Source organism: Pseudoclavibacter sp. JAI123 (genome assembly GCF_013409665.1).
In the GTDB taxonomy this organism is placed as follows: Bacteria; Actinomycetota; Actinomycetes; order Actinomycetales; family Microbacteriaceae; genus Pseudoclavibacter.
In genome coordinates this window covers 1,866,361-1,881,885 of record NZ_JACCCM010000001.1, presented here as the reverse complement: position 1 = coordinate 1,881,885, position 15,525 = coordinate 1,866,361, and the positions used below count along the sequence as shown (strand labels likewise).

Below are 15,525 nucleotides of genomic sequence, written 5' to 3'. Positions count from 1 at the left end.
CTGCTGCGCCCGGCCGGGACGGGCCTTGGGTCAGCCCCCGGTCGAGCTGCCTCCCCCGGCCTTGCCTTTGACCGTCGAACCGAAACCCGACTTCCCGGTCGAGCCGAACCCGTTCTTCAACGGGGCCCGCGACCCGACGGTCGCCCCCGCCGGAGCACGCTGCGCCACATCCGAGTGGGCGGCCGAGCCGGGCGCCGCGAAGCCTCCGGAGGTGACCGGCGCCCAGGAGCTCACGCGCGTGCTGTTCCAGCGCGATGAGGCGAACAGCACCGGTCCGAGCCACAGCGCGGAGCTGTAGTGCGTTCCGTAGCTGCTCGACGACTCGCAGAGCGACTCGGCGTCGCCTTCCACCTGCTCACCTTCCTGCTCGAGGAGCTGGATCTGCTCGTTCACGTCGGCGAGGCAGTCCTCTTTCGACGTGTACGTGGGACGCTCAGCTCCCTCGGGCAGCACATAGTTCTCCCCGTCAGCACCCTCGACGACGATGCCCTCGTCGGGCACCGTGCTGCAACCCGCGAGGAACATCATCGCGGTGGCGACCCCCATAGCTCCCACCGTCTTGGTGGTCGAGGGACGCGTGATCCCCGAGAGGGTGACGCCGGTGCTGCGCCGCAGCTTCGGTTCGTAGGTCATGGCCGCTCCTCGCGATCGCTGATGTAGTGGGGTACGAACTCGGCAAGGTCGCCCGTGATCGGGCCGCTCGTCTCGCGCACGTCGATGCCGGCTGGTGTCTCGCCCACGACCCACGAACCGATGATGACGGTCTTCCCGTCGATGTTCGCCAGCCGAGCACGCTCCTGGTAGACGAAGCCCTCTTCCCCGTAGTCGCCGCCGTTCTCGGCGGTCTTGCGCCCGACGAGATCGTAGATCGTGACGTTGGCGCCTTCGCGCCCCAGCTTCGGCTTCTCGACATACGAGCGCCCGCGGAGCCGCTCGGGTGTCGCGTAGGCGGCCAGCAGCAGCGGGTGGTCGGGGAAGAGCTCCCACAGCACGACCAGCAGCTGCTTGTTGGAGAGCAGCATCTTCCAGATCGGCTCGACCCAGGCCGTCGTCGCGCGTGTCGTCGGGAAGTACGTCGCGAACTCCTCGCGCACCATCCACTCCCAGGGGTAGAGCTTGAAGATGCGGTCGATCCGCTCCCCGTCGCCGTCGACGAATCCGTGCGAGGCCTCGTCGAACTGGACGTCCTCCATGTAGATCTGCTTGACGTCGAAGCCGGCGAGACGCGCCGTCTCGGCCATGTAGCTCACCGTATCCGCGTCTTCGACGATCAGCTGCCCGTCGCCGTCATCGTGCAGGGAGGCCAGGTGCAGTCGGGCTCCCTGCGGCAGGAACCACCGCTGCATGCGGATGTGCACCCATTGCTCGACGAGCAGCTCGTGGAGGAGGTTGAACTGGTCGGCGCGCTCACCTCTGGTCTCCACGAGCCACTGCCACTGCGCAGCTGCGGATTCCACGAGCGACGTGGGGGTATCCGCGTTGAACTCGAGCAGCTTGATCGTGCCGGCTCCGTCGTAGGCGAGATCGAAGCGTCCGTAGACCGTCGGGTCGTCCTCGTCCCAGGACTTCTCGACCAGGTCCCACAGCTCAACCGGGATGCCGAACTCCTCGAAGCGACGGTCACGGACGATGCGCTCGCAAGCCTCCATGCAGAGGCGGAAGAGCTCGGCGGTCGCCTGCTCGAAGTCGTCGATCTCGGCGCCGGAGAAGCCGTAGGCGGCTTCCTCCTGCCAGTACGGTCGACCACCCTCCGACTCCATGTCGTAGAACGTGAAGCCGATGGAGTCGAAGCGCGCTCGCCAATCGGCTCGCGGAGCACTGTACGTGCGGATCAAAGTCGGCCCATCCTCGCTGCTCTCGGCTCACGCCGGGGACCGCTCGAGCGGTCCACCACAGCTACATTAGGGCTGCGCATCGAGAATCCTCGGAGAACACCGCGCGAGGGCGGTCAGGCTGCTGCCCGGGGTGAGCGCTGGCTCAGGACTTCGGTGTGCTCGTTGTCTCGGAGGTTGACTCGGTCTTCGTCTCCGTCGAGGAGCTCGGCGGTGTCGGGTTCGCAGACTGCGAGGGTTCGGGGCTCGCCGTCTCGGGCTCTCCGCTCGGTGTCGTCGAAGGCGGCGGAGGTGTCGGAGAGCTGCTCTGCGTCGGCGGTGCCGTCGGTGTGCTGGTGCCCTTCGGCGGCGTCGACGCCGGAGGGGTGGCCGCAGGCAGGGTCGTGTCAGGCACGGCGTCCGGCGGTGGCACGCGTGTGTCCTCGTTCTGCTCCCAGTAGTCCTTCTCGTCTGGGTCACCAGTCGGCGGATTCCACGTCGGGACCTCGCCGAAGATGTCGACTGCGACACCGTCCGCGTACTTGTTGAGGAACTTCTGGGGGTCGACGTGGGCCCCGTCGACGATAGTCTCCAGGTGGAGGTGCGGCCCGGTGGATGCGCCGGTGTTGCCGAGGAGACCGACCAGCTGCCCCGTCTTGACCTGGTCGCCGACCTTCACCGCTGGGGACCCGGCCACGAAGTGGGCGTACACGGACCGCACCTGCAAGCCGTCGATCCGGTGCTCGACGACCACGTGGGCGCCGAGTCCGGCGCTGTCTGTCGGGACGGACTCGATGACGATCCCGTTCGCGATGCTGCCGACCCGCGTCCCCTGCGGCCCAGCGAGATCGAGGCCGCGGTGATTCGAGGAGCATCCGGAGCACGGGGAATTGCGTGGGCCGAACCCGTCGGAGATGCTCACGACGCTCATGTCCACCGGCCACTGGACGCCGGGCGATGCCGTGCCGTCGGGAGCGACGGCAGCCGCGTTCTGCACCACGGGCAGATCGCGCGTTCCGATGAGCTGTCCTGGAACGCTCCCCGAGACCGTGTACGTGACCCCGTCCGTCTTCTCGGAGCTCACGACCGGAACGGTCGACTGTCCGTCGTCCACGGCACCCGTCACGGCGGCGGCGCCGATGGAGGCGGCCGCGATCAGCCCGAGCGTCGCCGCGACAACCGGCACGGCGAGGAGCCTGGCACGTCGGCGCTCCCGCGCGCGACGGGCGCGGCGGCCAGGAACGTTGAGGTGAGGTTCTGACGGAGCGATGGACGACTTCGGCAAAGGAGTCTCCTGCGATTGGTGCTTCGGGGCAACGTGTCCGAGTCTAAGGAGCCTTCTTCGAATAGGGAAGGGCTGATTTCCGGTTCTCCCGCTTGAAAGGGCATTCAGACCGCATTCGGCGAATCCGAGAAAGCCTTTCCACGAGCCATTCAGATATCGAGCACTCGCGTGCCGAAGGACGAGGAGAACTTGCGGTTCGGGTCGATACCGGATGCCAGCTCGCGGAACTCCGGGAGCAACGGGTAGAGCGCCGCGATCTCAGTGCTATCGAGCAGACTGAGCTTGCCCCAGTGCGGCCGCGCATCGAACGGCAGGAGCTTCCTCTCGAGTTCGGCGAGCAGGGCCGAGACGGGCTCAGCGAGCTTCTTCCAGGTGAAGGCGATGCAGAGGACGACCTCGCCCTGGCTCGGACTGAGCCAGAGGTTGTCGCCTGCCATGGTCCGCAGCTCGCACACGTGCAGGAGCGGCTGGAGGCGCGGCGCAGCTGCCCGGACGGCCTCGAGAGCCGAGGCCGCGTGTCGGAGCGGCACGAAGTGCTCGCTCTGGAGCTCGGATCCGACGCTGGGTGCGGCGTGGACCGGGAAGTGCGGAAGCCGATCCCACCATGGACCCGCCGTTCCGTCGCGAGCCGTGTGAGACGCCCCACCCGGATCTGCGGCGAGCAGCGGAGCGCCATAAAGGGTGCCAGCAACCTCCGTATTCTCCGCCCCATCCGGAATTCGTGTCTTCACGAGCACCTCGCTCACGGTTCCGTCGAATGTCGTTAACGCGCTGACCGAGTACGCGGAGTCATGAATCTGAGGGAGCCATTCGAGGTAGGTGTCCCAGCGCATCGGCCCGTAGGCGTCCTGGCGCATTCGGTAGCTCGGCTCGAGGTCGAGCGTCACCCTGGTGATGACCCCGAGCAGGCCGAGGTGCAGTACGGAGCCGTCGAAGGCAGGCGAGTCTCGCGTCAGCCTTCGCAGCGAGCCGTCAGGGCCCAGGATCTCCAACGACCGCACGGCTGTGCTGAGGGAACCGAGTGCCGTGCCCGAACCGTGAGTGCCCGTCGCAGTCGCCCCGCCGACGGAGATGTGCGGCAGCGAACCCTCGTTGTGCAGCGCGAAGCCTGCCCGATCGATCTCCGGGGCGACGAGACCGTACGACACCGCCGCACTCATCGACGCGGTTCCTGCCTGCTCATCGATGACGAGGTCCAGTGGAAGGCGGCTGAGGTCGATGAGCACGCCCGCGGCATCAGCGACATCGCTGAAGGAGTGTCGTGTGCCGAGCGCATGCACCTGGTCCGCTTCCGCCACGACGCTCGCTGCCTCTGCGATCGATCTCGGCGCCACGATCTCGCGAGCCGTGTAGGTCAGCGACCCGGCCCAGTTCGTCCAATGCTGACCAGCACTGGGTGTCGTCATCGACTGCGCGTCCTCGTGGCTTCCATGGTGGATAGTCTCATGGGGACCCGTGCGACTGCGGATCCCCATTCGCGAAGTAATGCCGCTCGACCGGCTCGCCGTCGCAGACGGCGAGCGCCGCAGCCCGGATCTCGCGATCGCGACCCGTGAGGCGCTGCGTCTCCTGCCGTCGGTGCTCGCCCCAGGACGGGACGACGAACGACTCGAGCTGCACATCCTCGTCCTCACCGCTGCGGTACAGGCCCCAGCGAGAACCGCCCGTGCGGCGGCGCGAGCCCTCGACGAGGCGCATGGCAGCGCGGAACTCTCGAAGCGCCCCCGGACGGACCGTGTAGGAGATCTGCACCAGGACGGGCCCGTCTGCAGGGTCGGGCTCGAACACGAGCATGGGGGTCGCCCAAGTCAGGGAGATGGTGCGGTCGACTGTGCCCGTACCTGGCAGCAGCGGAAGCAGTCGGACACTGGCCGCCACGAGCAGCAGCAGCACGGCCGAAGCGCCAAGTGCGGCTGCCGTCCCGATGAGCTGCGCCACGATGCCCCAGACGAACGACCCGATCGCCATCGTTCCCATGAAGACGAGGATGTAGACCGACGCGCCACGCGAGCGCACCCACTGCGGGAGTGTGAGCTGCAGGGCGGCGTTCAGCACCGTCAAGGTGCCGATCCAGGCAAGGCCGGCCAGGACGAGCAGCACCAGCATCACGCCGAACGGCAGCACCGCGGCGGCGACTGCACCGGCCGCGAACAGGACGGCGCTGGCTGCGATGACGACATTGTCCGACAGGTGCGCTCGGGCGAACGGGAGGACGAAGATCCCGAGGACCGCTCCGAGGCCCAGGGCTCCGAGCAGGAATCCGTACCCGCTGGAGTCGAGCCCGAGGCGTGTGGCGGTGACTGGCAGGAGCGCCCACAATGCGCTGGCGGGAAGCGCGAACAGTGCTGACCGCAGAAGGATGCGCCGCACGAGGCCAGCGGATGCGACGTAGCGCACGCCGGCGCGCAGGGCCGGTCCGAACGCTTCACGGTCCTCAAGCCCCTCCTGGGGCGGCCTCTTCCACCACCAGAGGGCGACGATGGCGGCGACGAAACTCAGTGCGTTGATGCCGAACACCACCGGTGCTCCCGCGATGGAGAGCACTACGCCCGCGAGAGCAGGCCCAACGGCGCGGGCCCCGTTGACCGTGACACCGCCGAGCGCTGAGGACGCGCCGATCAGCTCCCGCGGCACGAGTTCGGGCTGAATCGCCTGCCATGCGGGAGACGTCAGGGTCGACGTGATGCCGAGGAGGAAGGTGAACCCCAGTATCGTCCACGGCGTGAGCCCGTCGAAGAGGGCGATCACCGTCAGTCCTGTGGCGATCAGCGCGCTGGCGGCTGAGCCCCAGATGAGCAGCTTGCGGCGGTCGAGAGAATCGGCGAGCACACCCGCCGGAAGCGAGAAAAGCATCGCCGGGGCGAGGCTCGCGGTCTGCACGAGCGCGATGACCGTTGCACCTGCGGCAGCCTCGACGAGGTACCACTGCGCCCCGACCGTCTGCATCCAGGTGCCGATGTTGCTGCCGAGCTGCGCGAACCACAGCACGCGAAACGCCGTGATCGCCATCGGTGCCCACGCGGACGCCGACGCCGACGCGGATACCGATCTGACCGACATCAAGCCCTCCAGAAGACAGCGAAGTCCAGCGAAACGAGCAGGTCTCACACTAGGCGCAGAGCGACCCCAAGGACAGCGGCGAAAAGGCGCGGAGGAGCAGCACGGAGCAGCGCGGACTCACGCCGGCGTCAGCCATGTCGATACACCCAGTGTCGCTCAGCCGTCGTCACTGCCAGTCAAATGGCCCCTTTGGGGAGTTTAGAAGGGCCATTCGGCTGGCAGCGATGCGGAAGCGCCGGGGCGGATGCACCGGGCCTGATGAACGGAGGGCCCGGGGCGCCAGCGACGGCTCCCCTCGGCGCCCTGGCAGCCTGCCAGCGAAGCGAAAAGCCGCAGGCCTTCTCTGAAGGAAGGTCCCGCGGCTTTTCCGTTTGCTCCCTGAGATGGACTCGAACCATCAACCTGCCGGTTAACAGCCGGCTGCTCTGCCAATTGAGCTATCAGGGATTGGCAACTCGAAGAGAATAGCAACACCTTCGACCGAATGCGAAATCGAGCGGCTGGCGTGTCGCGGGAGTCTCTCCGACCCCGCGTCGGGGCGGGACTCAGTAACCTCGCACGGGGTCAGCGACGCCCACAAAACGCCCCGTCGACACGAAGGCATCGACGTTCTGACGCACGCGCTCCTGCAGCAGCGGCCGCACCATCTCGGGGGTATCCGCCGAGTGCGGCGTGATGATGAGGCGCGGCGTGGTCCACAGCGGATGCCCGTCCGGCAGCGGCTCCGGCGACGTCACGTCGATCCCGGCCCCCGCGATCCACGACTCCTCCAAAGCCGCCTGGAGAGCCCCCAGGTCGACGAGCGGCCCCCGCGCGATGTTGACGAGCACCGCCGACTCCTTCATGGCTCGGAGGCGCGCCTCGTTGATGAGCCCCCGCGTCCCGTCCGTGGCCGCCGCGGCAAGGATGACAGCGTCGGCCTCTGGCAGGACCTCGTCGAAGCGATCCGCCGTGACCGTCCGCGTCGCGCCATCGACCGGCAGGTCCCGCGCTCGGACGATCGTCGTCGTCACGCGGAAGGGCTTCAGCAGGTCGAGGAGCTCGAGCGCGATGCCGCCCGCCCCGACGATCACCACGTGCTTGCCGTACAGCGAGGTTCCCGTCTTCTTCTCCCACGTGCGCGCAGCGAGCCGCCGCGGGAACTCGCGCAGCAGCGCCAGCGTCAGCGCCAGCGCGTGCTCGGCGACGGGCTCCGCGTACGCGCCCTTCGCGGAGGTGAAGAGCACACCACGCTCCGCATGCGGCTTCAGCTTGGCAGCGAAGTTGTCGATGCCAGCGAAGGGCAACTGCACCCAGGTCACCTGCGGGTTGGCCTCGAGCGCGTCGATGAGCCCCTGGACCTTGGATGCCGACAGGTAGACGATCCCCCGCGTCTCGGGCCCGAGGTCGACAAGCCGCCCGTCGCCGGCGACGACGGCCTCCCTGAACGGCTCGGCGTGGCTCACAGGAAGCAGGGTGATGGCGCCGGACTCCGGTCTCGCATCGCCCTCCAACAGCGTCGATTCCTCCGCCAGCCGCGCTTGGTGCTGAACCTGCCCGCTGCCTGCGCTCATCCGCTGCTACTCCTTCTCGTCGGCGTCATCGGTGTGGAAACGCGCGAACTCAGCGCGCTGGGAGACGAGCTGCTCGCGGGCGGAACGCTCAGCATCCGCGCCCAGCTGCTCGGGGTCAGGGTCGCCGAACAGGCCGTCCGCGACCAGATCCATGGCGGCGAGCGTCTCACGCTCGACGAGGCCAGGCAGCGGCGTGAGCGCGTACTCCCGCGCCTCGCGCATCCGCTTCAGGTACGCGTGATGCGGGTCGGTGAGGACCTCGTCGATCGTACCGCGAGCCAGCACGAAGCCGCGGTCGAGGACAAGCACGTTCTTCGTGAGCCGCTCGATTGCGCGAAGGTCATGGCTCAGGAGGATCATCGTGCAGTTGCGCGCCACGTTGATGCGCTCCAGCAGACTGAAGAGCGCCGGCCTCGCGATGATGTCGACCCCCTGCGCCGGCTCGTCGACCACCAGCACACTCGGTTCCACGATGAGCGCCTGCGCGAACGCCACACGCTGCCGCTGGCCCCGTGACAGCTCGAACGGGAACTTCCCCAGCATGCCCAGCTCGAGGTCGACCGCGTCGATCAGCATCGCCGCCGCGCGCCCGAGACGCTTCCGATCGAACGTCCGGTCGCGTGACAGGATCGGCTCGGCGATGTTCTCGGCGACCGTCAGGTCGTTGCGGAGCTGGTCGCCGGAGTCCTGAGCCAGGTAGCCGATGTCGAGGTCGATGCGACGACGGTCGAGCCGCGACGGGTGGCGCAGGTCCATGCCGACCACCTCCAGCGTGCCGCCCGTGATGAACGGCCACTCCCCCTTGCCAGGCCTGCGGCGGCCGGAGAGGATGCGACCCAACGCCGACTTACCTGACCCCGCGGTACCGACGACGCCGAGGATCTCGCCGGGCTCGAGCTCGAACGAGATGCCGCTGACCGCCTCGTGCTTCCGATTCGACCCGTGCTCGATGTAGGAGATCGACAGGTCGTCGGCGACGACGGCCCGCTGATGATCTGCACTGGTTGCCATGCCTGGTCTCCCCTTTTGTTCTCCGAGCCCACCGGAACGCTGGCGAAGCGCGTCCTCCGCCGCTCCGGGCTCACCGTGCGAGCCTAGCCCTCGCGCAGCTCGCGCTTCTGATTCTCGATGGACACGAGCTGTTCGTTGAGGGAGCGGAACCGGTCCGGCTCCGTCCTGCCATCTGTTCGCTGCAGCGCTCCGAGCAGCTCGGCCTTCCTGCGCAGCAGGTCGCGCTCGACCAGAGAGGCGCTCAGCGAGCGAACGTAGAGGTCGATCTGCTCATCCTTGTTCCCCGCCGGAATCGAGGCCATCGCCAACTCGGTGACGAGGGTCGTGAAGGCCTGCGGAACCTCCTCGCCGATGCGGGTGATCCACTCCATCGACCCAAGAGAGTCGCGCGTCGCGACGATCCCGTCGCGCACCGTCGAGAGCGACGCGTTGGTGAAACCAGCCGCCATGACCTGCTGGAACCGCTCGTCCGACAGACGCCTGGGGTGCTGCAGCACCGCCATGAGCGTGTCCCTCTCCAGGCGCGTCACCGGGTCATTCGGCAGATCGCTCATCCGAACCGCGCGCACCGCACCGCCGCCGAAGTCGCTGGCGTCCGGCGGAAAGTCATAGCCCTCCCCATCCGGGAACGGCGGCTCCTCCTCGAACTGACCGGGGGCTGGCCCACGCTGCGCCGGGACCCGGGACCGCTGGTCGGCCGCTCGAACCGGCGCACGGGTCTCCGCCAGTCGCCGGGGCGCGTTCTTGCTCGTCCCCCGCGCCGCCCGCACGGCCTGCTCCACCTGCACCAGATCGATGCCGAGCATCTTCGCAAGTCGTCGCGAGTACCCGGGGCGCATCGCAGGGTCCCGGATGCCCGCCACAACCGGCGCGGCCTGACGCAACGCCGCGACTCGCCCCTCAACCGTGTCGAGGTCGTGGCCGAGCAGCTGCTGGGCGATGACGAACTCGTACATCGGCGTTGGATGGTCGACGAGATCCCGCACAGCGGCGTCACCACGCGCGAGACGCAGGTCGCAGGGGTCGAGACCGTCGCGCGCCACCGCGACGAACGTCTGAGCCACGAAGCGCTGCTCCTCAGCGAACGCACGCATCGCAGCCTTCTTGCCCGCCTCATCCGGGTCGAACGTGAAGATCACCTGTCCACCGGCCGACTCATCATCCATGATCCGGCGCAGCACCTTGATGTGATCGACGCCGAAGGACGTCCCGCAGGTCGCGACCGCAGTCGGCACTCCCGCGAGGTGCGCGGCCATGACGTCCGTGTATCCCTCGACGACGACGACCTTGTGCTGCTTCGCGATCTCGCGCTTCGCGACGTCGAGCCCGTACAGCACCTGGGCCTTGTGGTAGATCGGCGACTCCGGCGTATTGAGGTACTTCGGCCCCTTGTCGTCGTCGTAGAGCTTGCGCGCGCCAAACCCGACGGTCTGCCCCGAAGTGTCCCGGATGGGCCACATCACGCGCCCGCGGAAGCGGTCATAGCTGGACCCGCGCTCGTTGGTCGAGAGCAGGCCCGACTCCTTGAGCTCCGGCAGCGTGAAACCGAGCCCCGTCAGGTGCTTCGACAGCGAGTCCCAGCCTTGCGGGGCGTACCCGACGCCGAACATCGCCGCCGCGTTCGGGTCGAACCCGCGACCCCCGAGGAACTCCCGGGCCGCCTCGGCACCCGGAGCCTGCAGCTGCTCGCGGTAGTAGGTCTCGGCCGCAGTGTGCGCCTGGAGAAGGCGCAGACGCTTCGAATGGTCTGGGGCGTGCCCGCCGTCCTCGTAGGTCAGCGCGTAGCCGAGCCGGCCGGCCAGGCGTTCCACGGCCTCCGAGAACGAGACGTGGTCGATCTTCTGCAGGAACGTGAAGACGTCGCCCGATTCGCCGCAGCCGAAGCAGTGGTAGTAGCCCAGCTGCGGACGCACATGGAAGCTCGGCGTGCGCTCGTCGTGGAACGGGCAGAGCCCCTTCTTGGAACCGATACCCGCGTTCTTGAGCGTGACGTGGTCACCCACGATCTCGGAGATGTCCGTGCGAGAGCGAACCTCCTCGATATCGCTCTTGCGGATCAGTGCCATGAAGCCACCCTAGACGGCACCTCCGACGCCGCAGCGAGCCGGTCGTGCCAGACGAGAGCGCCCTTGTCGGTCAGGTTGGCGACCTGGTCGACAACGACCCGCTTGCGCGCCGTGTCGTCGTCCGCGGCCCGAAAATCGGCCGCGAAGGCCGCATCGAGGTGCTGGTCCCCGGTCTGCCAGAACATCTCGGCGAGCTCCACCAGGATCTTCCGCTGATGCTCGTAGATGGGGCGACGCGCATCCAGCGACATGACGAAGCCCGCGACGATGCCCTTCAGCAGCGCGATCTCAGCGCGGATCTCGCGCGGCACGACCAGCGAGGCGCGGTACCGGATGAGCGACTCCCCCGGTTGCGCCGCCCACGTCGCCGCCGTCGCAGCCTTCGCGAACCGTCCGATGAGCTGCGATGTCAGGTTCTTGAGACCCGCCTGGGCCTGCCTCGAGGCGTCGCACTCGCGCATCCAGTACGGCTGCAGCTGCAGTCGCACGAACGCCTCGTCGAGCTCCTCTTCCGTGAACTTCGATCCGGACCAGTCGGAGGCGGCGAAGAGGATCGCCGGCCTGTTCGCGGGGTCATCGAGCTCCGGGAGCGACACGAACGACTCGACGATCGCATCCTCGAGGTCGTGGACCGAGTACGCGATGTCGTCGCTCAGGTCCATGACCTGCGCCTCGATGCTCGTCTGCGACTCCGGAGCGCCTTGCCGCACCCAGTCGAAGACCGCACGGTCATCCGCGTACACGCCGAACTTGCCGGTACCGCGTTCCGCGCCGACCTCGCGCGTCCACGGGTACTTGCAGCTGGCGTCGAGGCTCGCGCGCGTCAGGTTCAACCCGTAGTGCTGCCCGTCTGGGCCGAACACCTTGGGCTCGAGCCGTGCGACGATGCGCAGCGTCTGCGCATTGCCCTCGAAGCCGCCGATGTCCCGCGCCCACTCGTTGAGCGCCTTCTCCCCGTTGTGACCGAACGGCGGATGCCCCAGGTCGTGGGCGAGACAGGCGGTGTCGACGATGTCCGGGTCGAGCTCGAGCGTGCCGGCGATCTCCCGCCCCACCTGCGCGACCTCGAGCGAGTGGGTCAGCCGGTTCCGGGCGGCATCGATGCCAGCGGTCGGCGACAGCACCTGGGTCTTCGCGGCCAGCCGACGCAGCGCGCTCGAGTGGACGAGGCGCGCCCGGTCGCGGGCGAACGTCGACCGCCGACGGTTCTCGTGATGCTCGGGCAGGAACCGCTCCCGGTCGTGGTCGCCGTACGGGCTGCGGTCGATCGGCTCTGGAGGAAGCGACACCCTCAGCCTCCCGAGTGCGAGAGCTCGGCCGCGGAGATGTTCGCCTTCTGGTCGTCGTTCAGCTCTCGTGACTCGAGCCAGCGGTCTGGCAGCGACGGGCGCTTCGGCGTTCCCGCTCGCCCCCGCGGTCCTTCCGCGTCCCGACCCGGGTACGGCTGGTCGCGGTCCAGCTGGGCGAGAAGCCCGTCGAGCTCCTCGAGCGTCGACATGAGAGCCAACCCGGAGCGGATGTCGGAACCCACCGGGTAGCCCTTCAGGTACCACGCCATGTGCTTGCGCATCTCCCGGCACGCCCTTGCTTCCTCCTGGTGGAACTCCGCGAGCAGCTCGGTGTGCCGACGGATGGCGTCCCCGACGCCCCCGAGGGTCGGCTGGATGCGAGTCGTCTCACCCCGGAAGGCAGCCGCGAGGTCGCCGAACAGCCACGGCCTGCCGAGGCAGCCGCGGCCGACCACGACCCCGTCGCATCCGGTCTGCTCCATCATGCGCAGCGCATCCTCGCCCGCCCAGATGTCGCCGTTCCCGAGGACCGGGACGCTCGTGACGGTCTCCTTGAGCTTCCCGATGGCGTCCCAGTCCGCCTGACCGGAGTAGAACTGCGAGGCGGTGCGCCCGTGAAGCGCGACGGCGGCGACGCCGGCGCCCTCGGCGATGCGACCGGCCTCGAGGTACGTGAGGTGCTCATCGTCGATGCCCTTGCGCATCTTGATGGTCAGGGGGATGTCGCCCGCCGCCTCGGCGGCGCCCTCCACGATGGAGCGGAACAGGGACGTCTTCCAGGGAAGCGCAGCCCCGCCGCCACGCTTGGTGACCTTCGGCACCGGGCACCCGAAGTTGAGGTCGATGTGGTCCGCGCGGTCCTCCGCGACGAGCATCGTGACGGCCTCGCGCACCGTCTTGGGGTCGACGCCGTAGAGCTGGATGCTCCTGGTGTCTTCCGACTCGTGATGCTCGATGAGCCGCATGGTCACGGGCGTGCGCTCGACGAGCGCACGGGACGTGATCATCTCGGAGACGTAGAGGCCGGCGCCGTACTCACGGCACAGGCGTCGGAAGGCGGAGTTCGTGATGCCAGCCATAGGCGCCAGTACCACCGGAACGTCGAGAACCAGGGGTCCGATGCGCAGCGGCTTCGAGTCGAGTGCAGTCAAGGTCATAACCGATCGATTCTCGCAGGTCGCGTCGACTTTCGCACGCGCGCTGCCTCAACGCGACGACGTGCGACCCCCGGCCAGGTCAGACGGTGATCGACAGCTGCTCGGAGGGCGTGAAGCGCAGCCCCATCGGTCCGGAGGCATCGGCGGGAACGTCGAACACCAGATGGATGCGCGTACCTGCCCCGAGCGGGAGCTCACGAGCACCTGGCGGACCCGGCGGGAGGTCGGTGCCGTATGCGGTGACGCGCTCGTCGGCGACAGCCCGCGATCCCTCCCCGTCGATGATCTCGAAGACACCGGGGGCGATCACCAGCGCCGCGTCACCGTCGTTGCGGAGCTCGATGTCGACGACGCAGAACTGACCGGATGCCCGCGCGCTGCCGCCCTGCCAGTCGTGCCTCGGCAGACCGCACTGGATCTCACTGGCCGTCAACCGCACGCCATCGACCTCGACCGAACCGCGGCTCGTGAGCTCGGACCCTTCGCCGCGCCAGGCAGGCGTCGCCTCGCCCGCCGTCAGCGCTGCCTCGCCACGGTCGGTCGCTCGACTCGACACGTGGACGTAGCCGACCACAGCGAGGACGACGAGCAGCGAGGCGAGCGCCAGCAGGGTGACGCGCCACGAGCGACCCGCCCGCGAAGTCGCAGGCGGGCGCTCGGCACCGTCGGTCTTGCTCGGGCTCACGCCGACTGGGTCAGGCCCCGAGGAGGCGAGCCGCGAGATAGGCCTCGAGCTGGTCGAGGGCGACGCGCTCCTGGGCCATCGAGTCGCGCTCGCGAACTGTCACGGCGTTGTCCTCGAGGGTGTCGAAGTCGACGGTGACGCAGAACGGCGTGCCGATCTCGTCCTGGCGGCGGTAGCGGCGACCGATCTGGCCCGCGTCATCCACATCGATGCTCCAGTGCTTGCGGAGCTTGTCGCCGAGCTCACGGGCCACCGGGCTGAGGCGCTCGTCGCGGCTCAGCGGCAGCACAGCGACCTTGATGGGCGCGAGGCGCGGGTCGAGGCGCAGCACGGTACGGATGTCGACGCCGCCCTTGGCGTTCGGCGCCTCCTCCTCGACGTAGGAGTCGACGAGGAACGCCATCATCGACCGCGTCAGGCCGAAGCTCGGCTCGATCACGAACGGCGTGTAGCGCTCGCCGGTTGCCTGGTCGAAGTAGTTGAGGCCCGTGCCGGACGCCGTCGAGTGCGACGTGAGGTCGTAGTCGGTGCGGTTCGCGACGCCCATCAGCTCGCCCCATCCGGTGCCCTTGAACCCGAACTGGTACTCGAAGTCGATCGTGCCGGCGGAGTAGTGCGCGCGCTCCTCCTTGGGAACGTCGAAACGGCGCATGTTGTCCGGGTTCAGACCGAGGTCCGTGAACCAGTTCCAGCAGGCCTCCACCCAGTCCTCGAACCACTTCTGCGCCTCGTCGGGGTGCACGAAGAACTCGATCTCCATCTGCTCGAACTCGCGCGTGCGGAAGATGAAGTTGCCTGGCGTGATCTCGTTGCGGAACGCCTTGCCGACCTGGCCGATGCCGAACGGCGGCTTCTTGCGCGACGTCGTGAGCACGTTGTTGAAGTTCACGAAGATCCCCTGCGCGGTCTCAGGGCGCATGTAGTGGAGGCCAGCCTCGTTGTCGACCGGACCGAGGTAGGTCTTGACGAGTCCGGAGAACAGCTGCGGCTCCGTCCACTGGCCCTTGGTGCCGCAGTCAGGGCAGACGATCTCCGACATGCCTTCTGGAGCGCGCTTCTTCTTCGCCTCGAACGCCTCGACGAGGTGGTCCTGGCGGTGGCGCTTGTGGCAGCTGAGGCACTCGACCAGCGGGTCCGTGAACGTGGCGACGTGGCCGGAGGCCTCCCAGACGGCCTTGGGGAGGATGATCGAGGAGTCGAGACCCACCATGTCGGCGCGCCCGCGGACGAACGTCTGCCACCACTGCTTCTTGATGTTCTCCTTGAGCTCGACGCCGAGGGGGCCGTAGTCCCACGAGGCGCGCGTGCCTCCGTAGATCTCGCCGGCCTGGAAGACGAAGCCGCGTCGCTTCGCGAGGGCGATGACCTTATCGAGCGTGGATTGCGCCATTGAGAAAAACTCCTGCTGAGGGTGTCGAAGGCGAGCCCAGGGTCGTGCTCGCCGCAAGTCGCCAGTCTAGTCAGCCGCCGAACTCGCGGCGGGCCCAGTCGACGCGATGGCGTGGAAGTTATCCACAGATGCCAGCGTGAACCACCGGTGCGCTCCTCTCTCCTGCAACCATGTCGCGGACCACCTGAACACTCGAATGACGCGGTCTCCCAGGGCGT

At 68.1% G+C, this 15,525-nt stretch carries 12 protein-coding genes and 1 tRNA gene; all 13 read right to left on the bottom strand.

What is annotated here, in order from left to right; translation table 11 throughout:
* Nucleotides 1-30: 30 nt before the first annotated feature.
* The gene (locus HDC34_RS08825; RefSeq protein WP_179556584.1) at nt 31-633 is read right to left on the bottom strand and encodes a hypothetical protein; all 603 of its coding nucleotides are present in this window, start codon (nt 631-633) and stop codon (nt 31-33) included.
* Nucleotides 630-1,835 (bottom strand): glutathionylspermidine synthase family protein, encoded by a 1,206-nt coding sequence (locus HDC34_RS08820; RefSeq protein WP_218854932.1) that lies wholly within the window; start codon nt 1,833-1,835, stop codon nt 630-632. The genes HDC34_RS08825 and HDC34_RS08820 overlap by 4 nt, the downstream gene beginning before the upstream one ends.
* A 142-nt stretch (nt 1,836-1,977) precedes the next feature.
* Nucleotides 1,978-3,096, bottom strand: coding sequence for a M23 family metallopeptidase (locus HDC34_RS08815; RefSeq protein ID WP_179556583.1), 1,119 nt, complete (start codon nt 3,094-3,096; stop codon nt 1,978-1,980).
* Nucleotides 3,097-3,245: 149 nt separating this feature from the next.
* Nucleotides 3,246-4,502, bottom strand: coding sequence for an FAD-binding protein (locus tag HDC34_RS08810; protein ID WP_179556582.1), 1,257 nt, complete (start codon nt 4,500-4,502; stop codon nt 3,246-3,248).
* A 37-nt stretch (nt 4,503-4,539) separates the two neighbouring features.
* A complete protein-coding gene (locus tag HDC34_RS08805; RefSeq protein WP_257023099.1) occupies nt 4,540-6,156 on the bottom strand; it encodes an MFS transporter in 1,617 nt (538 codons plus the stop codon).
* Nucleotides 6,157-6,530: 374 nt separating this feature from the next.
* Nucleotides 6,531-6,603 (bottom strand) — tRNA-Asn (locus tag HDC34_RS08800).
* A 98-nt stretch (nt 6,604-6,701) separates the two neighbouring features.
* Nucleotides 6,702-7,709: an NAD(P)-dependent oxidoreductase gene (locus HDC34_RS08795; RefSeq protein ID WP_179556580.1), complete on the bottom strand. Its 1,008-nt coding sequence runs from the start codon at nt 7,707-7,709 to the stop codon at nt 6,702-6,704.
* A 6-nt stretch (nt 7,710-7,715) separates the two neighbouring features.
* The gene (locus HDC34_RS08790; protein ID WP_104253421.1) at nt 7,716-8,720 is read right to left on the bottom strand and encodes an ATP-binding cassette domain-containing protein; all 1,005 of its coding nucleotides are present in this window, start codon (nt 8,718-8,720) and stop codon (nt 7,716-7,718) included.
* 83 nt (nt 8,721-8,803) lie between these two features.
* Nucleotides 8,804-10,786, bottom strand: a complete 1,983-nt coding sequence (gene dnaG, locus HDC34_RS08785; RefSeq protein ID WP_179556579.1) for a DNA primase — start codon at nt 10,784-10,786, stop codon at nt 8,804-8,806.
* The gene (locus HDC34_RS08780; RefSeq protein WP_308807291.1) at nt 10,777-12,075 is read right to left on the bottom strand and encodes a deoxyguanosinetriphosphate triphosphohydrolase; all 1,299 of its coding nucleotides are present in this window, start codon (nt 12,073-12,075) and stop codon (nt 10,777-10,779) included. The genes dnaG and HDC34_RS08780 overlap by 10 nt, the downstream gene beginning before the upstream one ends.
* A 2-nt stretch (nt 12,076-12,077) precedes the next feature.
* On the bottom strand, nt 12,078-13,232 hold the full coding sequence (gene dusB / locus HDC34_RS08775) for a tRNA dihydrouridine synthase DusB (RefSeq protein WP_104312095.1): 1,155 nt from the start codon (nt 13,230-13,232) through the stop codon (nt 12,078-12,080).
* A gap of 79 nt (nt 13,233-13,311) precedes the next feature.
* Nucleotides 13,312-13,917, bottom strand: coding sequence for a DUF4352 domain-containing protein (locus HDC34_RS18200; protein ID WP_179556578.1), 606 nt, complete (start codon nt 13,915-13,917; stop codon nt 13,312-13,314).
* Nucleotides 13,918-13,927: 10 nt separating this feature from the next.
* A complete protein-coding gene (locus tag HDC34_RS08765; protein ID WP_179556577.1) occupies nt 13,928-15,307 on the bottom strand; it encodes a glycine--tRNA ligase in 1,380 nt (459 codons plus the stop codon).
* Between the last annotated feature and the right edge of the window lie 218 nt (nt 15,308-15,525).